24 protein-coding genes are annotated in these 24,836 nt (G+C 67.4%); 7 read left to right on the plus strand and 17 right to left on the minus strand.

Annotation, left to right across the window (positions count from 1 at the left end; translation table 11 throughout):
* Positions 1-61: 61 nt before the first annotated feature.
* The 5 genes from ESD82_RS05400 to ESD82_RS05420 all read right to left on the minus strand — a co-directional run bounded on the left by ESD82_RS05400 (position 62) and on the right by ESD82_RS05420 (position 5,459).
* Entirely contained in the window at positions 62-571 is a 510-nt protein-coding gene (locus tag ESD82_RS05400; RefSeq protein WP_024845188.1) for a CarD family transcriptional regulator, read from the minus strand.
* A 466-nt stretch (positions 572-1,037) separates the two neighbouring features.
* On the minus strand, positions 1,038-1,376 hold the full coding sequence (gene fdxA, locus ESD82_RS05405; RefSeq protein ID WP_024845187.1) for a ferredoxin FdxA: 339 nt from the start codon (positions 1,374-1,376) through the stop codon (positions 1,038-1,040).
* Between the two features lie 164 nt (positions 1,377-1,540).
* Positions 1,541-1,810, minus strand: a complete 270-nt coding sequence (locus tag ESD82_RS05410; protein ID WP_024845186.1) for an RNA-binding S4 domain-containing protein — start codon at positions 1,808-1,810, stop codon at positions 1,541-1,543.
* Positions 1,807-4,734: a helicase-related protein gene (locus ESD82_RS05415; RefSeq protein WP_028709881.1), complete on the minus strand. Its 2,928-nt coding sequence runs from the start codon at positions 4,732-4,734 to the stop codon at positions 1,807-1,809. The genes ESD82_RS05410 and ESD82_RS05415 overlap by 4 nt, the downstream gene beginning before the upstream one ends.
* Entirely contained in the window at positions 4,734-5,459 is a 726-nt protein-coding gene (locus ESD82_RS05420) for an outer membrane protein assembly factor BamD (RefSeq protein WP_244314462.1), read from the minus strand. Before ESD82_RS05420 ends, ESD82_RS05415 begins: the two co-directional genes overlap by 1 nt.
* 49 nt (positions 5,460-5,508) lie before the next feature.
* Here ESD82_RS05420 and ESD82_RS05425 point away from each other — a divergent pair, with 49 nt between their 5' ends.
* The 5 genes from ESD82_RS05425 (at position 5,509) to ESD82_RS05445 (ending at position 10,799) form a co-directional block, all read left to right on the plus strand.
* Positions 5,509-5,793 (plus strand): SCP2 sterol-binding domain-containing protein, encoded by a 285-nt coding sequence (locus tag ESD82_RS05425; protein ID WP_024845183.1) that lies wholly within the window; start codon positions 5,509-5,511, stop codon positions 5,791-5,793.
* Between the two features lie 3 nt (positions 5,794-5,796).
* Positions 5,797-6,741: an alpha/beta fold hydrolase gene (locus tag ESD82_RS05430; protein ID WP_147428809.1), complete on the plus strand. Its 945-nt coding sequence runs from the start codon at positions 5,797-5,799 to the stop codon at positions 6,739-6,741.
* 101 nt (positions 6,742-6,842) lie between these two features.
* Positions 6,843-8,693: a M3 family oligoendopeptidase gene (locus ESD82_RS05435; protein ID WP_024845181.1), complete on the plus strand. Its 1,851-nt coding sequence runs from the start codon at positions 6,843-6,845 to the stop codon at positions 8,691-8,693.
* Positions 8,694-8,921: 228 nt separating this feature from the next.
* Positions 8,922-10,103, plus strand: a complete 1,182-nt coding sequence (locus tag ESD82_RS05440) for a dipeptidase (protein ID WP_024845180.1) — start codon at positions 8,922-8,924, stop codon at positions 10,101-10,103.
* Between the two features lie 36 nt (positions 10,104-10,139).
* A complete protein-coding gene (locus tag ESD82_RS05445; protein ID WP_024845179.1) occupies positions 10,140-10,799 on the plus strand; it encodes a glutathione S-transferase family protein in 660 nt (219 codons plus the stop codon).
* Positions 10,800-11,237: 438 nt separating this feature from the next.
* Here the strand turns inward: ESD82_RS05445 and ppk2 are convergent, their stop codons facing one another.
* A complete protein-coding gene (gene ppk2 / locus ESD82_RS05450; RefSeq protein ID WP_407672803.1) occupies positions 11,238-12,227 on the minus strand; it encodes a polyphosphate kinase 2 in 990 nt (329 codons plus the stop codon).
* A 271-nt stretch (positions 12,228-12,498) separates the two neighbouring features.
* Here ppk2 and parE point away from each other — a divergent pair, with 271 nt between their 5' ends.
* Positions 12,499-14,469, plus strand: a complete 1,971-nt coding sequence (parE, locus tag ESD82_RS05455; RefSeq protein ID WP_024843233.1) for a DNA topoisomerase IV subunit B — start codon at positions 12,499-12,501, stop codon at positions 14,467-14,469.
* Entirely contained in the window at positions 14,466-14,798 is a 333-nt protein-coding gene (locus ESD82_RS05460; protein ID WP_147428808.1) for a YnfA family protein, read from the plus strand. Before parE ends, ESD82_RS05460 begins: the two co-directional genes overlap by 4 nt.
* 77 nt (positions 14,799-14,875) lie before the next feature.
* Here the strand turns inward: ESD82_RS05460 and ESD82_RS05465 are convergent, their stop codons facing one another.
* The 11 genes from ESD82_RS05465 to ccoO all read right to left on the minus strand — a co-directional run bounded on the left by ESD82_RS05465 (position 14,876) and on the right by ccoO (position 24,828).
* Positions 14,876-15,505, minus strand: coding sequence for a LysE family translocator (locus ESD82_RS05465; protein WP_147428807.1), 630 nt, complete (start codon positions 15,503-15,505; stop codon positions 14,876-14,878).
* A 100-nt stretch (positions 15,506-15,605) separates the two neighbouring features.
* Positions 15,606-16,112, minus strand: a complete 507-nt coding sequence (locus tag ESD82_RS05470; RefSeq protein WP_024843236.1) for a phosphatase PAP2 family protein — start codon at positions 16,110-16,112, stop codon at positions 15,606-15,608.
* A 116-nt stretch (positions 16,113-16,228) separates the two neighbouring features.
* Positions 16,229-16,903 (minus strand): ABC transporter ATP-binding protein, encoded by a 675-nt coding sequence (locus tag ESD82_RS05475; RefSeq protein WP_024843237.1) that lies wholly within the window; start codon positions 16,901-16,903, stop codon positions 16,229-16,231.
* The gene (locus tag ESD82_RS05480) at positions 16,896-18,197 is read right to left on the minus strand and encodes an ABC transporter permease (protein WP_024843238.1); all 1,302 of its coding nucleotides are present in this window, start codon (positions 18,195-18,197) and stop codon (positions 16,896-16,898) included. Before ESD82_RS05480 ends, ESD82_RS05475 begins: the two co-directional genes overlap by 8 nt.
* Before the next feature lie 85 nt (positions 18,198-18,282).
* Positions 18,283-18,441, minus strand: a complete 159-nt coding sequence (gene ccoS, locus ESD82_RS05485) for a cbb3-type cytochrome oxidase assembly protein CcoS (RefSeq protein ID WP_024843239.1) — start codon at positions 18,439-18,441, stop codon at positions 18,283-18,285.
* Positions 18,442-18,450: 9 nt separating this feature from the next.
* On the minus strand, positions 18,451-20,661 hold the full coding sequence (locus ESD82_RS05490) for a heavy metal translocating P-type ATPase (protein WP_147428806.1): 2,211 nt from the start codon (positions 20,659-20,661) through the stop codon (positions 18,451-18,453).
* A gap of 1 nt (position 20,662) precedes the next feature.
* The gene (locus ESD82_RS05495; RefSeq protein WP_024843241.1) at positions 20,663-21,127 is read right to left on the minus strand and encodes a FixH family protein; all 465 of its coding nucleotides are present in this window, start codon (positions 21,125-21,127) and stop codon (positions 20,663-20,665) included.
* A complete protein-coding gene (ccoG, locus tag ESD82_RS05500) occupies positions 21,128-22,585 on the minus strand; it encodes a cytochrome c oxidase accessory protein CcoG (protein WP_147428805.1) in 1,458 nt (485 codons plus the stop codon). It lies immediately after the preceding gene.
* Between the two features lie 274 nt (positions 22,586-22,859).
* Entirely contained in the window at positions 22,860-23,906 is a 1,047-nt protein-coding gene (ccoP, locus tag ESD82_RS05505) for a cytochrome-c oxidase, cbb3-type subunit III (RefSeq protein ID WP_024843243.1), read from the minus strand.
* Positions 23,906-24,094 (minus strand): CcoQ/FixQ family Cbb3-type cytochrome c oxidase assembly chaperone, encoded by a 189-nt coding sequence (locus ESD82_RS05510; RefSeq protein WP_024843244.1) that lies wholly within the window; start codon positions 24,092-24,094, stop codon positions 23,906-23,908. The genes ccoP and ESD82_RS05510 overlap by 1 nt, the downstream gene beginning before the upstream one ends.
* An 8-nt stretch (positions 24,095-24,102) precedes the next feature.
* Entirely contained in the window at positions 24,103-24,828 is a 726-nt protein-coding gene (gene ccoO / locus ESD82_RS05515) for a cytochrome-c oxidase, cbb3-type subunit II (protein WP_147428804.1), read from the minus strand.
* Positions 24,829-24,836 lie beyond the last annotated feature (8 nt).

The following is a 24,836-nucleotide window of genomic DNA, read 5'->3' on the forward strand; positions in this document are numbered from 1 at the left end:
GCATCCCGGCATGAAAAGGGGCGCCCCCGCGGGCGCCCCGATCATCCCGGCGGGCCGTCCTTCAGGCGGCGCGGGCGGTCAGCACGGTCTCGACCTTCTTCTGGGCGCCGGCCTCGTCCATGCCGGAAACGGCGGCGACCTCGCGGGTCAGGCGGTCCAGCGCGGCCTCGTAAAGCTGGCGCTCGGAATAGGACTGTTCGCGCTGGTCGTCGGTGCGATGCAGGTCGCGCACCACCTCGGCGATCGACATCAGATCGCCCGAATTGATCTTCTGCTCATATTCCTGGGCGCGGCGCGACCACATCGCCCGCTTGACGCGGGCCTTGCCCTTCAGCGTGTCCAGCGCCCGCTCGACCAGGTCCGGGGTCGAGAGGCCGCGCATGCCGATCTCGGTCGCGCGGGCGGTGGGCACGCGCAGGGTCATTTTGTCCTTCTCGAACGAGATCACGAACATCTCGAGGCGCAGCCCCGCCACCTCCTGCTCTTCGATCGACACGATGCGGCCCACGCCATGCGTGGGATAGACGACAAAGTCATCGGGGCGAAATTCGGTCTTCTTGGCTTTCGACATTGGGCATCCTTCGCAGTTGCGCCGCCGCGCGACACAAAAACCCCCAAGGAGGGACGATCCCCCCCTTACGGGCCAACATTGTTGTTCTTGCACTTCTGACCGGGCAGTCGATCAGGACAGGCAGCAACGCCGGCCAGGCCACAAAAGCAGCCCGACCGGCGCGAGATGGCTGCACCATAGCACAAAAATCGCGCCGGTTCAAAGGTTCCCTGAAAGGCGGCACCGGCCCCGTTTGGCGAAAGAAAATCGTTTAAACTCAACACCAGGAAAACGCCTCACCGAACAGAGCCGATGCATGGTCAGGGCGAATCGACGCCCTCGCCACGGACACGATCTAGCGGCCGCGCCCCCGGCCCGCCAGCGATGCGGCAGTCAAATCCCACATATGAGACGGGACATGATGCGCGGCAGGCACAGTCGTTAGCATTTCAAACAAGATCGGGGACCACCAGCGGAACCGGAGGTCTCAATCCCCTTCACCGGGCGCTTCCGAGAAATATTTCTCCAGCTTGCCGGGCATGCCGTCCATCTCCTGATAGCCGGGCATCGGATCCTTCTTGCGCGTGATCACCGGCCAGGATTCGGCATATTTGCGGTTGAACTCGACCCATGTCTCCATGTCGGGCTCGGTATCGGGGCGAATCGCGTCAGCCGGGCATTCCGGTTCGCAGACGCCGCAGTCGATGCATTCGTCGGGATGGATGACCAGCGTGTTCTCGCCTTCATAAAAACAGTCCACGGGGCACACCTCGACGCAGTCGGTGTATTTGCACATGATGCAGTTTTCAGTGACGACATAGGTCATGGCGAGATATTCCTGTTTCCTGATCGGCTAGTTACGCCCGCCGCCGCCATCAATCAAGGCCACCGCCGGCGAAAAGACGAGGATATGGCCGAGCCCCGTCCGGGATGGGATGGCGTTCTGTCGCAGGGGCGCGGACCGGAACCCGGTTCTTTGCCCCGCCTTGCCTAGAGTTCCTCGTAAAGCGTCGCCGCCTCGCTGGCCGGGCCGCGCCGCGCGCCCAGAAGCAGGATCCGCAGCACCCGCACCCGGCCATGGGCCGAAACGGTGACGGTATCGCCGCCCCGCACCGCCTGCGCCGGCTTGCTGCAAGGCTGGCCGTTCAGCCGGATGCCCCCGGCGCCGATCGCATCGGCGGCCAGGGTGCGGGTCTTGAACAGCCGCGCGTGATGCAGCCAGCGGTCGAGCCTGATGCTTTCGCCGCCTTCCCCGATCACGTCTTGTTCTTGAGCGCGGCGAGAACGGCGAAGGGGCTGTCCGGGTCGGCCTGTTTCTCGGCCCGCGGCGGGCGGGCCTCGAAGCTCTTGGGACCGTCATGGCGCGGCTTGCCCTTGGGTTTGCCCTTCGGCCCGCGTTCGGGTCGGTCGCCGCGTTCACCACGCGGCTTGCCTTCGAAGGGCTTGCCCTCGCGCCGGTTCTCCTGTCCGGCCTCGCGCTCGCGGCGCGGGCCACGTTCGCCTTGCGGACGCCCCTGGCCCTGACCCTGGCGCTCGCCGCGCTCGGGCCGGCGATGGCCGCCGCGGGGGCGCGGCGCCCAGGTGAAGGTATAGAACACCTCGGTCTCGGGCGCCGGTTCGCCGGCTTCGTCCCCTGCCCCGGCCGGATCCCCGGCTTCGGCCTGAGCCTCCGCCTCGGCGGCCTTGCGAGCGGCCTGCTCGGCCTCCCATTTGGCGCGGGTTTCGGCGGCAAGCACGCTTTCTTCCTCGGTCAGCGGATGCTCGTGATCGGCCTCCTCCGGCGCCGGCGCCGCGGCAGGAGCCGTTTCGACGCGGACCTTGGGTCTCTCGCCCTTTTCGGCGCGATAACCCAGGCCCTGCATCAGCCCGGCGAATTGTTCCAGCGTCATGCCGGTGATCGACAGCATGTCCGGCGTCGCCTCGAAGCCGCCACGGCTGTCCTGGCCGCGCAGCATGTCCGCCAGCCGTTCCAGCATGTCGATGCGGATCGCGCGTTCACCCGCCGGGTGATAGCCCGAGAGCGTGTAATAGCCCTTGGGCACGTCGGGCAGGTTCGGGATCGTCACCAGGCCGGGGGGCGGGCTTTCGGGAAATTCCGACAGGCCCTGGTCCAGCCCCCAAAGCACCAGCCGCAGCCGGGTCGGCGCCGGCTTCAGCAGCGCCGGCTGGAAGATGGTGAACTGGCCGAAGCGCACGCCATGCTTGCGCAAGAGGCCGCGCGCATCCTGGTCCAGTTCCTTGACCTCGGCGGCGACGCCCTCGCGCGGCAGCACGCCCAGCGCCTCGACCAGGCGGAAGGCGAAGCCGCGGGCCAGCCCGGCCAGCGTCTCGTCGTTTTTCAGCGCCAAGAGCGGCTCGAACAGGGTGGCGATCTTGCGGTCGATGAAATGCTGCAGCCGGCGGCGCACCTTCTCGGCGATCTCGGGGCCCGCCTCCTCATCGACGAAGGCCTCGACGCCGGGCTTCAGCGCCTCGGCGCCCTTGACCAGCTTGCCCACCGCCGAGGCGCCCCACATCAGGCCGCCCTGTTCGGTGAAGTCCAACTCGGTATCCGGCGCGTTGTAGAAGCGGTCGGCGCGCAGATGGAACTCGGGGCGCAGCGCCTCATAGGCGGCGCGTTGCAGCATCCGCGCCTCGTCCCCGGTTGCGCTCGGATCGGCGTGGAAGCGGAAGCCTTCCAGACGGCCGGCGAACTCGCCCTCGACCGTCACTTCGCCCTTGTCATTCACCTCGGCCAAAAGGCTCTCCTTCTGCTTGAGCCGGCGCAGCAGCACGGACGTGCGCCGGTCCACGAATCTTTGCGTCAGAGCCGCGTGCAACGCGTCCGACAACCGATCTTCTACCGCGCGCGTCTCGGCACGCCAATGACTTTCGTCCGACACCCAGCCGGATCGTTGGGCAACATAGGTCCAGGTGCGTATATATGCCAATCGTTTCGACAATGTGTCGATGTCGCCCTGAATCCGGTCAATGCGGCGGATCTGCCCCTCCAGCCAGTCGCCGGGCAGCTTGCCTTCGCGCAGAAAGCCGAAGATCCGCGCCAGCAGCGTCGAATGCTCGGCCGCCGAGATCGAGCGGAAATCCGGGATCCGGCAGACGTCCCAGAGCAGCCGCACCTCGCGCGGATGCGTCACCTGGTCGCGGATCTCGGGCATCGCCGACAGCGCCTTGAGCGCGCGGATGTCGTCCGCCTCGCGCCCGCGCGCCAGCCATTCCGATTGCGGCTGCGTCTCCAGTCCTTGCAGCAGCCGCTCGACCGTGCCGAATTCCAGCGCGGCATTGCGCCACATCAGCCGGCTGATCGGCTGGAAGCGGTGGTTCTCGATCGCCTCGACCAGCCCCTCGTCCAGGGGGCTCGCATCGCCGGTGACGCCGAATGTGCCCGGCTCGGTATGCCGCCCGGCGCGGCCGGCGATCTGGCCCAGCTCGTGCGGAAACAGCGGCCGATAGCGGCGGCCGTCGAATTTCTCGGTGGCGGAAAAGGCGATGTGGCGGATGTCGAGGTTCAGCCCCATGCCGATGGCGTCGGTGGCGACCAGGTAATCGACCTCGCCCTGCTGATACATGGCGACCTGGGCATTGCGGGTGCGCGGGCTCAGCGCCCCCATGACCACGGCGCAGCCGCCCTTCTGGCGACGGATCAGCTCGGCCGTGGCATAGACCTCCTCGACCGAGAAGCAGACGATGGCCGAACGCGGCGGCATGCGGCTGATCTTCTTCGAACCGGCCCAGGAAAGCGTCGAGAATCGCTCGCGCCGCATGAACTGCGCCTGCGGCACCAAGGCGGCGATGGCCGGGCGCATGGTGTCGCTGCCCAGCAGCAGGGTTTCATGCAGGCCGCGCATGTTCAGCAGCCGGTCGGTGAAGACATGGCCGCGTTCCGGGTCGGCGCAAAGCTGGATTTCGTCGATGGCGACGAAATCGGCCCCGACCTCGGGCATGGCCTCGGTGGTGGCGACCCAGTATTGCACGCGCTCGGGCACGATCCGCTCCTCGCCCGTGACCAGCGCCACGACCGAGGGGCCGCGCGCCTTGACGATGCGGTCATAGACCTCGCGCGCCAGCAGCCGCAGCGGCAGGCCGATGACCCCGGTGCGATGCGCCAGCATCCGGTCGATGGCGTAATGCGTCTTGCCGGTATTGGTCGGGCCAAGGACGGCCGTGACCCGCGATCTGTCATTCATCAGGCGTCGGTGCCCTGCAGTTTGCGTTCGAGGCGCTGGACGGCATCCTGCGCCTCCTGTTGATGGGGATGGATCTTCAGGCTCCGGCGAAAGGCCACCAGCGCGTCCCGGTCGTCGCCCAGTTCCTCGAGGATGGTGCCGAGCTGGGTCAGGGCGCCGAAATGGCGCGGCTCCAGCCGCAGCACCTGCCCCAGGTCGGCGATGGGCGGGCCGAAATCGCCGTCCAGATAGAAGGCGACCGAGCGCAGATACCAGCCGGCCGCGAAATCCGGCGCATGATCGGTCAGCGCGGTCAGGTGGCCGATGGCGGTGACGGTATCGCCCGCGTCCAGCGCCGCCTCGCCCCGCTTGTAGAGCAGGTCCATCGCCGCCGAGCCGGAACGCGACCAGATGCGCAGGATGTCGGTCTCGGCCCGCGCCCAGGTCTCGCCGCCCGGCTGGGCCAGCTCGGCGAACAGCAGGTCCAGGTCTTCGCGCTCGCGCAGCCGCGCCTCGGCGGTCGGCTCGGAGGCGGCGGCGGGTTCGGAAAGCGGGCTTTCGGGCAGCGCATCGCTTTCGGCTTGCGGCGGATCCTCTGGCAGCGGCAGATCCTGCACCGGCATCGCATCGGGCGCGGCGGCGCCGTCCTGCCGCGCATGGCCGGCCCCGGCCCCCGCCAGCCCCAGGAAAAGTGCTGCCGCGACGGCATGATGGAAATGGGGGACTGGCAAAAGCATATTCCCCATGTAACTTTCCCCATCGTCTAATTCCAGACACGAGAACAGGAGATCGAGAATGAGCAAAGTGGTCGAGGCAGCCGTGGCCGCTCTGGACGAAAAGGCCAAGGGCTTCGACGGCACCGCCAAATTCGTCATCGAGGGCGAGGGATCGGTCTATATCGACGCCGACGGCGCCCGCGCCGCCGATGACGAGGCCGAGGTGACGCTGACCGCCAGCCGCGAGACCTTCGAGGGCCTGCTGTCGGGCGACGTGAACCCGACCACCGCCTTCATGACCGGCAAGCTGCGGGTCGACGGCTCGATGGGCACGGCGATGAAGCTGGGCGCGCTGCTGTCCTGAGCGATGAGGCCGGCGCCCTTCAACACCTTGCCCGGCGATCCGCTGCCCACGGCCCGCGCCTTCTGGCTGCGGGCCGAGGACGGGGTGCGCCTGCGGGCGGCGCATTGGCCGGCGGGCGGCGCCTCGGGAACGGTGCTGCTGTTTCCGGGCCGCACCGAATACCTGGAGAAATATGCCGAGGTCGCGGCCGAGCTGAACGCCGCCGGGCTGGACGTGCTGGCGCTGGACTGGCGCGGACAGGGCATGTCCGACCGGTTGCAGGACAATGCCCGGCCCGGCCATATCGGCGATTTCGCCGATTACCAGCGCGACGTGGTCGAACTGGTGGTCGCGGCGCAGGAACTGGACCTGCCGCGGCCCTGGCACCTGCTGGCGCATTCCATGGGCGGCACCATCGGCCTTGCCGCGCTTGGTGCGGGCCTGCCGGTGCAAAGCGTGGTGTTCTCGGCGCCGATGTGGGGCATCAACCTGCGCCGCGTGCCCGAGGCGCTGGCGCTGGCGCTGGCCGGCACGCTGAGCCGGCTTGGCCGCGGCGGCCATCCCGCGCCGCGCACCGGGGGCGAGGACAGCTTCGTGCTGCTGGATCCGTTCCACGACAACCTGCTGACCCATGACGGCCGGCGCTGGGGCCGGCTGGTGGCCGAGGCCGCGGCCTGGCCCGACATCTCGGTCGGCGGCGCCAGCAACGACTGGCTGCGCGCGGCGCTGCTGGAATGCCGGCGCCTGGCCGCGCTGCCCCCGCCCGCGCTGCCGGCGCTGATCGTGCTGGGGGATTGCGAGCGGGTCGTCTCGGCCCAGGCCATCCGCAGCCGCGCCGCCGCCTGGCCCGGCGCCCGGCTGCTGGAACTGGCCGATTGCCGGCACGAGCCGATGATGGAGCGCGACCCGGTCCGCAGCCGCTTCCTGGACGCCGCCATCGCCCATTTCGGCGCCGCCACCACGCCCTGAATCGCGCCTTGAATCGGGCCGACGCCCCTGCCCCGGCACATCGCATGGCTTGCAGCCAGACGGTTCAGAGGTCACATGTTGAGCACACGAAAGGAGCGATCATGACGATTTCTGCCCGCAGCCCCCTGGACCGCGTCCTGCCGCGAGACGAGAATGCCTTGCCTGTCCCGGCCCAAACCCCCGATCTGGGCGCGTTGCCGGAATGGGAACTGGGCGATCTCTATCCCGCACCCGATTCGCCGGAACTGGCCCGCGACATCGAGGCGGTCGAGCGGGCCTGCTGCATCTTCGCCCGCGACTACGACGGCAAGCTGGCCTCGCTCGACGCCGGCAAGATGCTGGAATGCATCGAACGCTACCAGGAGATCGACATCCTGGCCGGGCGGGTCATGTCCTATGCCGGGCTGCGCTATTACCAGAACACCACCGATTCGGCCCGCGCCAAGCAGATGGGCGACCTTCAGGACCGCATCACCGCGGCAACGACCAAGCTCGTATTCTTCAGCCTGGAGTTCAACCGCATCCCCGACGCGCGCTACGAGGAAATCTTCGCAGCCCCGAACGGTCCCGCCCGCTACAAGCCGGTCTTCGACCGCATGCGCGCCATGCGCCCCTACCAGCTCTCGAACGAGCTGGAACGCTTCCTGCACGACAATTCCGTGGTCGGCGCCGCCGCCTGGAACCGGCTCTTCGACGAGACCACGGCCGGCCTGACCTTCGACGTCGCGGGCGAGGAACTGGGGCTGGAGGCCACGCTGAACCTGCTGACCGACCACGACCGCGCCCGGCGCGAGGCCGGTGCCCGCGCCCTGGCCGAGGTCTTCGGCCGGAACGTCAAGCTCTTCTCCCGCATCCACAACACACTGGCCAAGGAAAAGGCCATCGAGGACAAGTGGCGCAAGATGCCGACGCCGCAGACCGCGCGCCACCTGTCGAACCATGTCGAGCCCGAAGTGGTCGAGGCGCTGCGCGACGCCGTCACCGCCGCCTATCCGCGCCTGTCGCATCGCTACTACCGGCTCAAGGCCCGCTGGCTCGGCCTCGACAAGCTGCAGGTCTGGGACCGCAACGCGCCGCTGCCCAGCGAAAGCCCGCGCCTGATCCCCTGGGCCGAGGCGCAGGCGACGGTGCTGGACGCCTATGCCGGCTTCTCGCCGAGGCTGGCGGAACTGGCGCAGCCCTTCTTCGACAAGGGCTGGATCGACGCGGCGGTGAAGCCCGGCAAGGCGCCGGGCGCCTTCGCCCATCCGACCGTGACGACGGTGCATCCCTATGTGCTGCTGAACTACCTGGGCAAGCCGCGCGACGTGATGACGCTGGCGCATGAACTGGGCCATGGCGTGCACCAGCGGCTGGCAGCGGCGCAGGGCGAATTGCTGGCCGCGACGCCGCTGACCCTGGCCGAAACGGCCAGCGTCTTCGGCGAGATGCTGACCTTCCGCGCGCTCTTGGCAAAAACTGCCGACAAGGCGCAGCGCAAGGCGTTGCTGGCCGGCAAGGTCGAGGACATGATCAACACGGTGGTGCGCCAGATCGCCTTCTACGATTTCGAATGCAAGCTGCACGCCGCCCGCGCCAAGGGCGAGTTGACCCCCGAGGACATCAACGCGCTCTGGATGTCGGTGCAGGCGGAATCGCTGGGCGACGCCTTCGAATTCATGCCGGGCTACGAGACCTTCTGGACCTATGTGCCGCATTTCGTGCATTCGCCCTTCTACGTCTATGCCTATGCCTTCGGCGACGGGCTGGTGAATGCGCTTTATGCCGCCTATGAGGACGGGCTGCCCGATTTCCAGGCAAAATATTTCGACATGCTGGCGGCCGGCGGTTCGCGCCACCACAAGGAGCTTCTGGCGCCCTTCGGCCTTGATGCGTCCGATCCCGCCTTCTGGGACAAGGGCCTGTCGATGATCGAGGGCTTCATCGAGGAGCTCGAGGCCATGGAGGACTGAACCCTCGCGGCGCCGGGGGCGCTTCGCCCCCCGGACCCCCAGAGGATATTTGGACAAGAAAGAACAGCAGGGCTTCTTCCGCCGTTCTTCCTTGTCAAAATATCCCGGGGGAATCCCGGAGGGATGGGGGCAGAGCCCCCGCTTCCTCCCGGCCTTGGCCAGGGCAGTTTTCCGTCGCCTGCGGCATGGGCCTGTCCTATGCTGCCGGGAAACCGGAAAGGGGGCGGCATGATCCGCATGATCCGACGCATCATCCTTTGGCTTTCGGTGCTCGCGGTTCTGGCCGCCGCCGTGGTGGCGATCTGGGGACCGGGATTCGTCGAGCGGCGGCTGAACCCCGTGACCATGCCGGCCGAAGGCTGGCCGGTCTCGCCCCAGGCCGAGGCATTGCATCAGAGACTGGTGATCGGGGACTGGCATTCGGACGCGCTGCTTTGGGACCGCGACCTGCTCAGGCATGCCGAGCGCGGCCATACCGACATCCCCCGGCTGGTGCAGGGCAATGTCGCGGTGCAGGTCTTTACCACCGTCACCAAGAGCCCGCGCGGCCAGAACTATGGCCGCAACTCGGCCGAGGCGCCGGACAATATCACCCCGCTCTTCATCGGCCAGCTGCGCCCCCTGCCCAGCTGGTTCAGCCTCAAGGAGCGCGCGCTGGTCCAGGCCGCCGCCCTGCGCCACGCCGCCCAACGCGCGCCGGACCAGCTCATGCTGATCCGCTCGGCCGAGGATTTGCAGACCCTGCTGGAAGCACGGCAGAACGGCGCGCAGACGGTGGGCGCCATCCTGGGCGCAGAAGGGGCACATCCGCTGGAGGGACAGATCGGCAATCTCCAGGTGCTTTACGGTGCCGGCTTCCGCCTGCTGGGCCTGACGCATTTCTTCGACAACGAGTTGGGCGGCAGCCTGCATGGCGAAGGCGGCAGCGGCGCCGGGCTCAGCCCCTTCGGCCGGCAAGTGGTCGAGGAGATGATGGCCAAGCGCATGATCATCGACCTGGCCCATGCCAGCCCGCAGATGGTGCGCGACGTGCTGGCCATCCCCGGCACCCGGCCGATCCTGTCCCATACCGGCATCCACGGCCATTGCCCCAGCCCGCGCAACCTCGATGACGCGCTGCTGAGGGCCATCGCCGACAAGGGCGGGCTGATCGGCATCGGTTATTGGGCCGACGTGGTCTGCGGCAAGACCCCGGCCGACATCGCCGGCAGCATCCAGGCCGCCATCGCGCTTGTGGGGGAGGACCATGTCTCGCTCGGCTCGGATTACGACGGCTCGGTCGATGCGCCCTTCGACGCCGCCCATCTGGCTGCGCTGACCCAGGCGCTGCTGGATGCGGGCCTGAGCGACCAGCAGATTGCCAAGGTGATGGGCGGCAACATGATGCGCTATCTTGCCCAGATGCTCTGAACCCGCCTAAGCTGCCCGCGCATCAAGGAGAGGCCCATGCTGACCGTCTACGGCGTCACCCGCTCGCGCGCATCGCGCATCATCTGGCTGTGTCACGAACTGGGCCTGCCCTTCAAGCAGGTGCCGGTGATCCAGGCCTATCGCCTGCCCGACCCCGACGCACCGGACGCGCCGCTGAACACGCATTCGCCGGATTTCCTGAAGCTTTCGCCCGCCGGCGCCATCCCGGTGATCCAGGACGGCGACCTGGTGCTGTCGGAATCGCTGGCCTGCACGCTGCACCTGGCGCGCAAATACGGCCAGCCCTTCGGCCCCGCCGATGCCCTCGAGGATGCGCTGATGCTGCAATGGAGCTTCTACGCCGCCACCGCCATCGAGCAGGACGCGCTGGCCATCCTGTTCAACCACGGCAAGGGCCAGGCCCAGCCCGGCGCGGCCCAGGCCACGGTCGCCCATGCCGCCGAGCGGTTGGTCCGGCCCTTGCGCGTGCTGGAGGATCACATCGCCCGGCATGGCCACCTGGTCGGCGGCCGCTTCACCGTGGCCGACCTGAACCTGGCCGAGATCCTGCGCTATGCCCAGGGCTATGGGCCGCTGATGGAGCAATTCCCGGCCGTCGCGGCCTGGCTTGACGATTGCCAGGCCCGTCCCGCCTTTCGCAAGATGTGGCAAGAGCGGCTGGCAGAACCCGAATAAGCGATCGCAGGCCGGCATCCGCGCCGCGCCCTGGATAGGGCAAAATCATCCAGGCCGGCAGGCTGGGGGGGGCGGTCCCGCCTGTCCGAGCGCAGGATGTGTCCCGGCCGCCCTTTCGGCAACTCCCGACAGCGGGGGCAGCCTCTCGCGCCCGGTGACCGGGTGCGAAAGGCATCGGCAGGCCCGCGCCGCCCGGCGCGGATCGCGCGATTCGATACGACATCGGACACATGGCTTTTCCGGCCCGCGGCAGGATCGCCGGAGCCGGACCGAACCCGGCGGCCGGACCGCGCTGGGAACACTGCAACCGGCCACGCTGCCGGCTTCCTTGCGCCGCTTGCGCAAGGCCCTGGCCAGGATCGCGGAAATTCATTCCAAGCCTTGCCGATTGACGGATTGCCGACGGCCGGCGCAAATCGCCGGCCCGCCCGCAGGCGTTCATCCCGGAACCGGATCCATCACCTGCATTGCCCGTCGGTTGTCGGGATGCAGCGAGGAGCCCAGGATGTGTTCGGCCGAATGGATCACATGGCTGGCATGGCCGACGATCAGCGGGTCGGGCGCCGTCGCGATGGCCGGATCCTTGTCGGGATAGTCCAGCGTCGACAGGAAATGCCGCATGCAGTTCAGCCGCGCGCGTTTCTTGTCGTTCGACTTGACGATGGTCCAGGGCGCATCGGCGGTGTCGGTATAGAAGAACATCGCCTCCTTCGCCTCGGTGTAGTCCTCCCATTTGTCGAGGCTGGCCAGGTCGATGGGCGAGAGCTTCCAGCGTTTCAGCGGATCGGTCTCGCGCGCCTGGAAGCGCGCCCGCTGCTCGTCGCGGGTGACCGAGAACCAGTATTTGTAAAGCCGGATGCCCGAACGAACCAGCATGCGCTCGAATTCGGGGGCCTGGCGCATGAACTCCAGGTATTCCACTGGCGAGCAGAAGCCCATGACCCGTTCGACCCCGGCGCGGTTGTACCAGCTGCGGTCATAGAACACCATCTCGCCCGCGGTCGGCAGGTGTTGGATGTAGCGCTGAAAGAACCATTGCCCGCGCTCGATCTCCGAGGGCTTGTTCAGCGCCACCACCCGCGCGAAACGCGGGTTCAGATGCTCCATGAACCGCTTGATCGTGCCGCCCTTGCCGGCGGCATCGCGGCCCTCGAACAGGATGACGAATTTCTGCCCCGTCTCCTGCGCCCAGATCTGCACCTTCAGCAGTTCGGCCTGCAACCGGGCCTTTTCCCGCTCATAGGCGACGCGCCCCATCCGGCGCGGATAGGGATAGCGCCCGCTTTCGAAGGCCAACCGGATCGCATCCGGGTCGAGGCTGGGAAAGCTTTTCGGCCCCGTGGCCTCGGACGGAGGCGAAGGGGTGAAAGGCGGGGGGGGGCGGTGGCTCTGCCATTGCCGCGCCGGACCCCGCGAAACCGTTAACAGGCGGCGTGGCCGGGGACTCACTAGAAACCGGATGACCTTCCATTCGCCCCGACCACGCTGCAACTCGATAACAGCGTCGGATATGCCACCCTCGGCGAGCAGGCGATTTGACCTCGAACAAGAAAACCGCGCTTTTTCATGAAACCGTCGCAAATGCATCGTCGCATTGCTCCATCCCTTGCGGTCGGCGGCGGCTGATCCACTTTCCCTTGCCCCCGGCCCGTCGGGCATGAGATAACCCCGCCCCAGAAGAACAAGACGAGCAGGTGCGATGGCCGACGATCTCTTCCCCGCCGCGGATAAGGCTTCCGACAGCTATTCGGCATCCTCGATCGAGGTGCTCGAGGGGCTGGAGCCGGTGCGCAAGCGACCCGGCATGTATATCGGCGGCACCGACGAGCGCGCGCTGCATCACCTGGTGGCCGAGATCCTCGACAACTCGATGGACGAGGCAGTCGCCGGCCATGCCAGCCGCATCGAGGTCGAGCTCTTGGCCGATTTCAGCGTGGTGATCCGCGACAACGGCCGCGGCATTCCCATCGACCCGCATCCGAAATTCCCCGGCAAATCGGCGCTGGAAGTGATCCTGTGCACGCTGCATGCCGGCGGCAAGTTCTCGGGCGACGCCTATCAGACCTCGGGCGGCTTGCACGGCGTCGGTGCCTCGGTGGTCAACGCGCTTTCCGACAGCATGGTGGTGCAGGTCGCCCGCAACCGCGAGCTTTACGAGCAGCGTTTCTCGCGCGGCCTGCCGCTGGGCCCGGTCGAGAAGGTCGGCGCCGCCCCGAACCGGCGCGGCACCACCGTCACCTTCCACGCCGACGAGCAGATCTTCGGCCATCACCGCTTCAAGCCGGCGCGGCTGCTACGCATGGTCAAGTCCAAGGCCTATCTGTTCTCGGGCGTCGAGATCCGCTGGAAATCCGAGATCGACGACGGCGAGACGCCGCTGGAAGCCACCTTCCACTTTCCCGGCGGGCTGGCCGATTACCTGGGCGAGGTGCTGGGCAAGGCCTCGACCTATGCTGACCGCCCCTTTGCCGGCAGCGTCGATTTCAAGGAAAAGTTCAACACGCCCGGCAAGGTCGATTGGGCGATCAACTGGACGCCGTCGCGCGACGGCTTCATCCAGTCCTATTGCAATACCGTGCCCACGCCCGAGGGCGGCACGCATGAGGCCGGCTTCTGGTCGGCGATCCTGCGCGGCATCCGCGCCTATGGCGAGCGGGTCAGCAACAAGAAGGCGGCGCAGATCACCCGCGACGACCTGCTGGCCGGCGGCTGCGCGCTGGTCTCCTGCTTCATCCGCGAGCCGGAATTCGTCGGCCAGACCAAGGACCGCCTGGCCACCACCGAGGCGCAGCGGCTGGTCGAGGGCGCGGTGCGCGACCATTTCGACAACTGGCTGGCGGCGGATACGAAATCGGCCGGCGCCATCCTGGACTTCCTGGTGCTGCGCGCCGAGGAGCGGCTGCGGCGCCGGCAGGAAAAGGAAACCGCCCGGAAGTCGGCCACCAAGAAGCTGCGCCTGCCCGGCAAGCTGGTCGATTGCTCGGCCACCAATCGCGAGGGCACCGAGCTTTTCATCGTCGAGGGCGATTCGGCGGGCGGCAGTGCCAAGATGGCGCGCGAGCGCACCACCCAGGCGCTTTTGCCCCTGCGCGGCAAGATCCTGAACGTGCTGGGTGCGGCCTCGTCCAAGCTGGGCTCGAACCAGGAGATCGCCGATCTCTGCCAGGCGCTGGGCGTCGGCATGGGCTCGCGCTTCAACATCGACGACCTGCGCTATGACAAGATCATCATCATGACCGATGCCGATGTCGACGGCGCCCATATCGCGTCGCTGCTGATGACCTTCTTCTTCACGCAGATGCGGCCGCTGATCGACAAGGGGCATCTCTACCTGGCCTGCCCGCCGCTTTACCGGCTGACGCAGGGCGCCCATCGCGTCTATGTCGCCGACGATGCCGAGAAGGAGGCGATGCTGGCCAAGGGCCTGGGCGGCAAGGGCAAGATCGACGTGCAACGCTTCAAGGGCCTGGGCGAGATGGACGCCAAGGACTTGAAGGACACCACGATGAACCCCAGGACGCGCAAGCTGATCCGCGTCTCGATCGACGAGGAAGAGGGCGGCGAAACCGGCGACCTGGTCGAGCGGCTGATGGGCAAGAAGCCCGAGCTGCGCTTCCAGTTCATCCAGGAGAATGCCCAGTTCGCCGATACCGAGGAACTGGACGTGTGATCCTGGCCGCACCGCTGGCGATCTATGTCCTGGCGGCGCTGGCCGAGATCGCCGGCTGCTTCGCCTTCTGGGCCTGGCTGCGGCTTGGCAAATCGCCCCTCTGGCTGATTCCGGGGATGGTCTCGCTGGCAGTTTTCGCCTGGCTCCTGACGCGGGTGGATGCGGATTTCGCCGGCCGCGCCTATGCGGCCTATGGCGGGATCTATGTCACGGCCTCGCTGGGCTGGCTTTGGCTGACCGAAGGCCAGGTGCCGACGCGCTGGGATCTGCTCGGCGGCGGGCTTTGCGTGCTGGGGGCGATGGTGATCCTGACCGGGTCGCGCGCGTAGAGGATCGTTACGAGCGGCAAGGCTGGGATCGCTTTGTCGCCATGCGGACATTCCTGCCGTTGCACGGGAAGATGCCGTTACGGCCTTGAGAGAAGCATACGGATGCCCGCAACCCCGAAGATCGCGGCAAGCACTCCCTCGATCCACCGGCGCGAGTGTTGATAGGCGCACCCCATGATGCGGGTTGAGAACGCGATAGCATAGCCGACATTGACTGCAATAGCCATGATTGCGCAGCCCCCCATCATGATCAGGATGGTGTGAGAGGGAGCATCAGGACGCACCCCCAAGGACATGATCGCTATCCATCCCAGGACAGCCTTTGGGTTGGAGAGGTGAAGCAACACACCCTTACGATAGAGCGCCCAATTGCCTGCACATGGGACGGAAGCCACTTGACTGGCATGACTTGCCAACGCTGATCGTGCGGATTTCCACGCCAAATAAAGCAGATATAGGCCACCAGCGACCTTAATCGTAAACATGGCACCAGCGTAGGCGGTAAGCGCCGTTGAGATGCCACTCGCCGCAAGAATTGCCCAGAAAATGCTGCCCGTCACCACCCCGAGAGCCAGTGCAACCGCGCGCAAACGGCCTTGCTGCATAGCGACCCCCATGATTGACATGGTGCTCGGTCCGGGGCTGGCAATCGCGATCAGGTAGACAGCGAAGACAGGTAGAAGGTTAGAGATTTGCTCGGTCAACATAGAACACCTGTCGCTAGCTGCAGCTCTACCGAACACCGTAACCGTTTTTTCGCCGTAATAAGAGCTTCCCGCATCGTCTAGGCGAACGCCTGGTTAGGGCTCAAAACCGCATCCCCAGCGAAAAGCTTACCCCCTCGCTGCCAATGCCGAAGCTCGCAGCGCCGAACGAAACCCCCAGCAGCGCGCCGCTGAACACCTGCGCCGGTGTGTGTTCGCCGGCATGGACCCGGCTCCAGCCCGTCAGCCCGGCGGCGCCATAGGCGGCACCGCCGGCCAATGGCCTGTCCTCGAAGCATTTTCCGGCCAGGTCCGAGGCGCCGAAGAAGGCCGCCGCCGTATGGCCCGAAGGGAAGCCCTTGCTCTCGCCCGAAGGGCGGCGCGAGATCGGGGCGCCGTCGAAGAATTCCTTCATTCCCCAGACCAGCGCCGCCTGCAAAACGCCGCGCACCGCGAAATCCTCCAGCCGGTCCTGGTCGGCAGCGCAGACCGCCGCCGCCAGCGGCAGGCCGTATTTCATCGCCGTGCCGAATTGCTCGAACGGGTCGGCATCAGCCTGGGCGGGCAGCAGGCAGAGCAGCCCGAGCAGGGCTGCGCTACGCCTGCGCACGCGGCGCGCGGACTTAGTCGCAAGCCCAGCCTCCGCCGGGCCTGGAGCCGTGGTCACCATGCTGCGGCCAGGCACCGCGCATCCCCCGGCCATGCACCGCCGGCCGGCATCTGCGCTCATGCCGCACCGCCCTCGTCCAGCCGGATCACCCGGTCCATCCGTGCCGCCAGATCCATGTTATGGGTGGCGATCAACGCCGCGAGCCCGGTCTCGCGCACCAGCGCCATCAGCACGTCGAAGACCTTGTCCGAAGTCGCCGGGTCCAGGTTCCCCGTCGGCTCGTCCGCCAGCAACAGCGAGGGCTGGTTGGCCAGCGCCCGGCAGAAGGCGACGCGCTGCTGCTCGCCTCCCGACAGCTGCGCCGGGCGGTGGTCGGCGCGGTGCGACAGCCCCACGCGGCCCAGCAGGTCCAGCGCCCGCGCATGCGCTGCCGTCGGCGAAATACCATTGGCGAGCTGCGGCAGCACGATGTTCTCCGCCGCCGAGAACTCGGGCAGCAGGTGGTGGAACTGATAGACGAAGCCCAGCTCCTCGCGCCGCGCCTCGGTCCGGGCCCGGTCGCTTTGCCCGGCCATGTCGCGGCCGTTCAGCAGCACCCGGCCCGAATCGGCCGTGTCCAGAAGGCCGGCGATATGCAGCAGCGTCGATTTCCCGGCGCCCGAGGGCGCGACCAGCGCCACGACCTCGCCCCGCGCGATCCGCAGCGACAGCCCGTCCAGCACCGGCACCGGCGCGGGGCCGCCGATTCCGTAAGTCTTGGAAATCCCTTCCAGAACCAGGATGTCACTCATAGCGCAGCGCCTCCACCGGGTTCATGCGCGCGGCGCGGCGCGCAGGAAAGATGGTCACGACGAAGGACAGCGCCAGCGACAGCGCCGCGGCGCGGAAGATGTCCCAGGCCCGCAGGTCCGCCGTCAGGTGATAGATGCCGCGCACCTCGGGCTGCCAGGCATTGCCGCCGGTCAGCGCGTTCAGCGCCGCCATGATGTGATCGACATTGAGCGAAAGGGCCACCCCCAGAGCCACGCCGGCAATGGTGCCGATCACCCCGGTAAAGGCCCCGCAGAGGAAAAAGACCCGCAGGACCGAGCCCTCGGTCAGGCCCATGGTGCGCAGGATGCCGATGTCGCGGCCCTTGTTCTTGACCAGCATGATCAGCCCCGAGGTGATGTTCATCGAGGCGATCAGCACCAAGATCGACAGGATGATAAACATCACGTCATCCTCCATGTCGAGCGCGGCCAGGAACGACCCCGAAGCGTCGCGCCATGTCCAGACCTGCGCCCGCTCGCCCGCAGCCTGCAAGAGCGGCATGGTCCAGTCGTCGATGCGCTCGGCATCGGCGACATAGACCCCGATCTCGTCGGCCTGCCCCTCGCGGTTGAAGAAGGCCTGCGCCTCGGCCATGGGCATGTAGATGCGGGCCTTGTCCACGTCGTAGCGCCCGGCCGAGAAGATATAGACCACCTCGAAGGATTCGACCCTGGGGGTGGTGCCGAAGGGGGTCTTGGCGCCCTCGGGGGCGACCAGTTGCAGCCGGTCGCCGACGCCCAGGCCCAGGTCGCGCGCCATGCCGATGCCGATGGCGATGCCGCGGTCGAAATCGTCAAGATTCCCCAGCGCGCTCTGGGGATCGGCGATGCCCGACATGCCCCGGAGCGCATCCAACGTGATGCCGTAGACATCGCCCAGCGAGGCCGCATCGCCCTGCCGCGCCATGACCTGCGCGCGGACCGCCGGAACAGCGCGGGTCACGCCGGGGATCTGCATGATCCTGGCGGCGAGCGCATCGTAATCCTCGACCCGGCCGGGGGTGACATAGGTCTCCTCGGTCAGCTCGTTATAGATCTGGGTGGGGGCGTAATAGACCGTGCTATGGGCATTGGCGCCCAGGATGGTGTCGACGAACTCGGCCCGGAAGCCCGCGCGCACCGCCAGGGTGGCGATCAGCGCCATCACCCCCAGGGTGATGCCGATCAGGCTGATCCAGGTCATCACGCTGACCCCGCCTTCGGCCCGGCGCGCGCGCAGGTAGCGCCAGGCGATCATGAACTCGTAACGCGAAAACGGGGCGGGGCTGGCCATCGCTCACCTGTCTGTTGGGTGGCGCCTGATTGGCCTTTCGCCGCCGGCAATGCAAGCCAACAAGGCCGTGACCGCGCCGCGGCCGTCAGGGCTTGGGGCGGTCGTCCCATTCGGAGCTGAGGATCCGCTCGGCATCGCCTTTCGGATCGTCGTATTGCCGGCCGCGCAGCGACCAGATGAAGGCCAGAAGGCCAAGCCCGCCAAGGCCCAGGGAAACCGGAATGAGAAGGCCCAGGATTTCCATGCTTCCTCCCTATCGCAGCCGCAGCGCGTTCAACGTCACGCTGATCGAACTCAGCGACATGGCCAGCGCCGCCATCAGCGGCGTGGCAAAGCCGGCGATGGCGATGGGCACCGCGACGATATTGTAGATCAGCGAGATCGCGAAATTCTCCTTGATCCGGGCGCGGGCGCCGCGGGCCAGTTCCAGCGCCTCGGCCACCGGGGCCAGATCGCTGCCCATCAGCACCATGTCCGAGGCTGTGCGTGCCGCATCCAGCGCCGAAGCGGGTGAGATCGAGACATGCGCCTCGGTCAGGGCGGCGGTGTCGTTCAACCCGTCGCCGACCATCAGCGCATGCAGGCCCTCTTGCCGCAGCTGGCGCAGGGCATCGGCCTTTTCGACGGGCGTGACGCCGGCCCGCCATTCCACGATGCCCAGCCGCTGCGCCAGATCCCGGACCACCGGCGCCGCATCGCCCGAAAGCAGCATCACCCGCCGGCCCGAGGCGAGAATCCGGGCCACGCAGGCCTCGGCCCCCGGCCGCAGCCGGTCCGAAAACTCCAGCCGGATCGGCGCACCCTGCCCCCCCTCATCACCCAGCGACAGCCAGCTTGCCGACAGGGTCGCCTCGCCATGCCGGGCCCCCAGCCAGTCGGCCCGGCCCAGCCGCAACTCGCGCCCCTGCCAGATCCCGGCGATGCCATAGCCCGGCACCTCGCGCAGATCCTGCAATGCGGCAGGTTCGGTGCCGGCCTCGCGCAGCGCCTGGGCCAGCGCCTGCGACAAGGGATGCCCCGATCCCTGCGCCAGCGCCAGCGCCAGGGGCCGCGCCGCAACCGGGATCGGGTCCAGCGAGACCAGTTGCGGCACGCCCATGGTCAGGGTGCCGGTCTTGTCGAAGACCACGGCATCGACCTCGGCCAGGCGCTCCAGCGCGGTGCCGTCCTTGATCAGCATGCCGCGCCGGAACAGCCGCCCCGAGGCAGCCGTGACCACCGCCGGCACCGCCAGGCCCAATGCGCAGGGACAGGTGATGATCAGCACCGCCGCCGCGACGTTCACCGCCAGCCGCAGGTCATGCGTCGCGAAATACCAGCCGAGAAAGCTGCAAAAGGCCAGCAGATGCACCAGCGGCGAATAAAGCCGCGAGGCGCGGTCGGCAAGCCCGGTGTAATGCCCGCGCGCCGATTCCGCCGCCGCGACCAGCGCCGTCAGCCGCGCCAGCGAGCTGTCGCGCCCGGCGGCCGTCACCCGCATGACCAGCGGGCCGGTCAGGTTCACCTCGCCCGCCGAAAGCGCGACGCCCGGACGGGCGGGAACCGGGATGCTTTCTCCGGTCAGCAGCGAGCGGTCGATCTCGCTGCTGCCCTCGGCGATCTCGCCATCGGCGGGGATGCGGGCGCCGGGGCGGATGCGGATCAGGTCGCCGGGGCGCAGCTCGGCCACCGGCACCGGCTCGTCACCCGCAGCAGTGACGCGAAAGGCGCGCGGCACCTCCAGCGCGGTCAGCTCCTCGGCGGCGGAGCGGGCGACGGCGCGGGTGCGATAGTCCAGATAGCGCCCGATCAGCAGGAAGAAGCACAGCATCACCGCCGCGTCGAAATAGGCGTGATGGCCCGATTGCGCCGTCTCATAGACCGAAATCGCACTGGCCAGGACCAGCGCCAGCGAGATCGGCACGTCCATGCCCAGCCGCCCATGCCTGAGCGCCCGCCAGGCGCTGGCAAAGAAGGGCTGGCCGGCGAAGGCCAAGGTCGGCAGGGCGATGGCGCCGGAAATCCAGTGGAACATGTCGCGCGTCGCGGCCTCGGCCCCCGACCAGACCGCAACCGACAGGATCATGATGTTCATCATCGCAAAGCCCGACACGCCGATGCGCATCAGGATGTCGCGGCCCTGGCGGTCGGCGGCGCTGGCCGACAGCGCGGCGGGGTCAAGCTCATGCGCCTCGTAACCGATGCCCTCGACCACCGGGATCAGCTCCTCGGCACTCATGCCGGGCGCGTCCACGGTGACGCGGCGCAGCGTCAGGTTGACCCGCGCATCCCTGACGCCGGGATGGCGGTTCAGCACCCGCTCGACATCGGTGATGCAGGTCGCGCAATGGATCGTCGGCAGGGACAGGACGATGTCCTCCTGCCCGCCCCCACCCGCGGCGATACGCTGCGCCAGCGGCGCCGCGTCGCAGGCCGGACAGGCCGAGAGTCGGGCGTCGTGGTCGTGCAGCGCGGCGTCGGACATCTCAGTTCACCCGGTTGCCGTGGTAATGGTCGATGCGCTGGCGGAAGACCGTGCCGTCCGGCGCGGTCGCGGCCAGATGGATGTTCCAGGTTCCCGGCTCCAGCACCAGCGGCGCGCGGAACAGCCCGCCGGAATAGGTGAACTCGGGCCGCTGGTCGTCGCGCACATGGGTCGGGCGGCCCACCGTCACCTCGAGCCCCTGCACCGGCGCCGGAAGACCCTGCCCGTCCCGGATCGCCAGCACCAGCTCGCGGCCGTCATATTCCGGCGTCACCGTCCAGTTCAGCGCCGCCTGCGCGTCGCGGTCGCGGTCGAAGCTTTGCGAGGCGACATAGCTGTTCTTGACCTCGAGCCCGGGAAAGGTCCCCACGGCCTTGAAAGCCATGAACAGGTTGACGGCGATGATGGTGCCAAAGGCGCCCAGGGTGACGATCAGCACATGGCGGCCGGTCAGTTCGCGGGGCATCTATTCGCTCCTTCCGTGGAAGACGGTGTCGATACGGGACTTCCTCCCATCGGTGGCATCCTCGACCCAAAGCGTCAACTCGCTCTGCGCCGCCTCGGCCAGGGCCGAGCCCTTTTCGGCGGTGATATAGACGCGCTGGGTATGGGTGCTGTCCGCCGCCACATGGACATGGGCATCGGGGAGCCCTTCCAGCGTCAGGTCCACGCCCGCCGGCACGGTGCCGTCGGGACCGACGACCGAGACGGTGAAGTCGCGCTCGGCCCCCTGCTTGTTGCGCAGCCGCAGCGCATAGGTGTTGCGGATCGCGCCATCGGCCATGGTGACGTAAAGCGGGTTCCTGACCGGCGTCACGTTCAGGTCGAAGGGCGAGCGCAGGAACAGCGCCACCACCAGCGCGACGCCGATCCCGGCCCAGAGGGTGAAATACAGCATCGTGCGCGGGCGCAGGATATGCTTGAGCACCGGCTTCGGTGTCTCGCCCGCCCGCTCGGCGGCCTCGTCCTTCAGCGCCATGTAGTCGATCAGCCCGCGCGGCTTGCCGATCTTGTCCATCACCTCGTCGCAGGCGTCGATGCACAGCGCGCAGGTGATGCATTCCAGCTGCTGGCCGTCGCGGATGTCGATACCCATGGGGCAGACGTTCACGCAGGCCATGCAGTCAATGCAATCGCCCTTGGCGCCGCCGTCGGATTTCGTCGCCTCGCCCTTGTGCAACTTGCCGCGCGGCTCGCCGCGCCATTCGCGATAGGCGACGGTCAGCGTGTCCTCGTCCATCATCGCGGCCTGGATGCGCGGCCAGGGGCAGGCATAGACGCAGATCTGCTCGCGCGCGAAGCCGCCGAAGACGAAGGTGGTCGCGGTCAGGATGCCCATGGTGATATAGGCGACCGGATGGGCCTGGCCGCGCAGAAGATTGCCCAGGAGCGTCGGCGCATCGGTGAAATAGAAGATCCAGGCGCCGCCGGTCGCCAGCGCGATAAGCAGCCAGATCGTCCATTTCGTCAGCCGCAGCCGCAGCTTGCGCAAGTCCCAGGACGCGTTCCACAGCCGCAGGCGGGCGTTGCGGTCGCCCTCGACCCAGCGTTCGGTCAGAAGGAAAAGGTCGGTCCAGACCGTCTGCGGGCAGGCATAGCCGCACCAGACCCGCCCCAGGGCCGAGGTGAACAGGAAAAGCCCCAGCCCCGCCATGACCAGAAGGCCGGCGACGAAGTAGAATTCATGCGGCCAGATCTCGATCCAGAAGAAATAGAAGCGGCGGTTGGCCAGGTCGATCAGCACCGCCTGGTCGGGCATGGCCGGACCGCGGTCCCAGCGGATCCAGGGCGTGACGTAATAGATCGCCAGCGTCACCGCCATGATGATCCATTTCAGGTTGCGAAACCAGCCATGGACCCGGCGGGGAAAGATCGGCTCTCGGGCAGCATAAAGGCGTGGCGGGTCGATGTCGGGATGCGACATGATTGGCTCCTGTTGCGCGTGGCTCGGGTATAGAGCCTGGCGGCGGCGACGCATTGATCTGCGTCAAGCGCGGGCTGACCGAGCATAGCGAGACGGGATGCGGGGAACATGGGCCGAATTGTCGCATCCGCATAAGAAAACCGGCCCGGCCGGGCTTGCGCCGGAACCAGGCCCTGCGTTTGATAAGAACACCGGCCCCCCTTGGAAACGCGCGAACAGGACGGGGGGCCGGTGCCACCGGGGCCGGTTTCCCGGCCACGGATCTGAATATCCGTTACTCGCCACCGCCGAGGCTGTGGACATAGGCGGCGACGGCGACAATGTCGGCATCGGACAGGCGCCCGCTCCAGGCCGGCATCACGCCGAAAGGTCCGTCGCGCACGATCCGGGTGATCGTCGCCGGGTCCGAACCATAGAGCCAGACCGCATCGGTCAAGTCCGGCGCGCCCTGCGCGCGGTCGCCGGTGCCGTCCTCGGCATGGCAGGACGAGCAGTTGTCGGCGAACAGCTCCACCCCCTCGGCCGCCAGCGCCGCGTCATGAGGCAGTCCGCCCAGTTCCAGCACGTGATGCACCACCTGGCTGATCTGGGTGTTGTCCAGCAAGTCGTCGGTGCCGAAGCGCGGCATCTCGGAATAGCGGGTATCGCCGTCCTTGGGATCGCGGATGCCATGCATGACGGTGGTGTGGATCTCTTCCAAGGTTCCGCCCCAGAGCCAGTCGTTGTCCAGCAGCGAGGGATAGCCTGCGGCGCCCCCCGCGCCCGAGCCGTGGCATTGCGCGCACCAGGTGCGGAAGATCGCGGCGCCGGCATTGGCAGTATAGTTTGCCAGTTCCGGGTCGGCGGCGATCTCCTCCAGCGGCGTCTCGACCAGCTTGGCCTGGATCGGGGCATTGGCATCGTTGAAACGCTGGATCTCGGCCGCCACGTCGGAGCGGTAGCTTTGGCCCAGAAGGCCGCGGGTCGCACCGTTCACCAGCGGAATGGCGGGATAGGCGATGAAATAGAACACCCCCCAGATGATGGTGGCATAGAAGGTCCACAGCCACCAGCGCGGCAGCGGGTTGTCATATTCCTCGATCCCATCCCAGCTGTGCCCGGTCGAGGGCACTTCGACCACCCTGCGCCCACCCTTGCGGTCGCGCACGACGCGGGTGGCGCCCGGCCGAGGCGTGACCGGAGGATGCAGCGGCCCCTCGGGGCCCTCTGGCGGATGGGCCAGGATCTCGGCCTTGTGGGCCTTGTCGGCGGCCTGGCGTTCCAGCTCGATCCGGTTGTCGGGATTTTGCGGGCTGGTGTGCTCGTCGTCGCTATCGGCCATCACTCGACCTCCTTCTCGCCCGCCGCTGCGGGTGTCGTCTCGTTGCGGAAGATGCTTTCGGCCGCATCGCGATGCAGCGGGCGCGAGCCCGGCCTGAGGGCGAAGACGATCGTCCCCAGGAAGAACAGCACCAGCAGCAGCAGAACCCAGCTGTCGGCCAGTTCGCGCAGGAAGGAATACCTGTCCATGGCCGGCCTCAGCGGTTCGGATCGGGTTCGAAGGTCGAGAAATCGACCATCGTGCCCAAGACCTGGAGATAGGCGATCAGGGCGTCCATCTCGGACACGCCGGGACGGCGGTCGAAATTGCGCTGCTGCGCCCCCGGATAGCGTTCCTCCAGCCCCGAGGCATCGGCATCGGGGTCGGCCTGGGCGGCGAAATCGCTGACCGCCGCGGCGATCATCTCGTCGTCATAGGGCACGCCGACCAGCGCGTCGGTCTTCAGCCGCTGCGCCATGTTCGAGGGGTCGATCTGGCGATCCAGCAGGAAGCCGTATTTCGGCATGATCGATTCCGGCACCACCGCCTGCGGGTTCACCAGGTGGTCGATATGCCATTCGTCCGAATAGCGGCCGCCGACGCGGGCCAGGTCCGGCCCGGTCCGCTTGGAGCCCCATTGGAACGGATGGTCGTACATCGATTCGGCCGCCAGGCTGTAATGGCCGTAACGCTCGACCTCGTCGCGCATCGGGCGGATCATCTGGCTGTGGCAGACATAGCAGCCCTCGCGGACATAGATGTCGCGGCCCTTCAGCTCCAGCGGCGTATAGGGCCGCATGCCCTGCACCTTCTCGATGGTGTTCTGCAGGTAGAACAGCGGCGCGATCTCGACGATGCCGCCGATGGTCACGACAAGGAAGGAAAAGACCAGCAGCAGCGTGGCGTTCTTTTCCAGAACCTTGTGCTTTTCAAGAATGGCCATGATCCGTC

The organism is Paracoccus pantotrophus, assembly GCF_008824185.1.
Classification (GTDB): Bacteria; Pseudomonadota; Alphaproteobacteria; order Rhodobacterales; family Rhodobacteraceae; genus Paracoccus; species Paracoccus pantotrophus.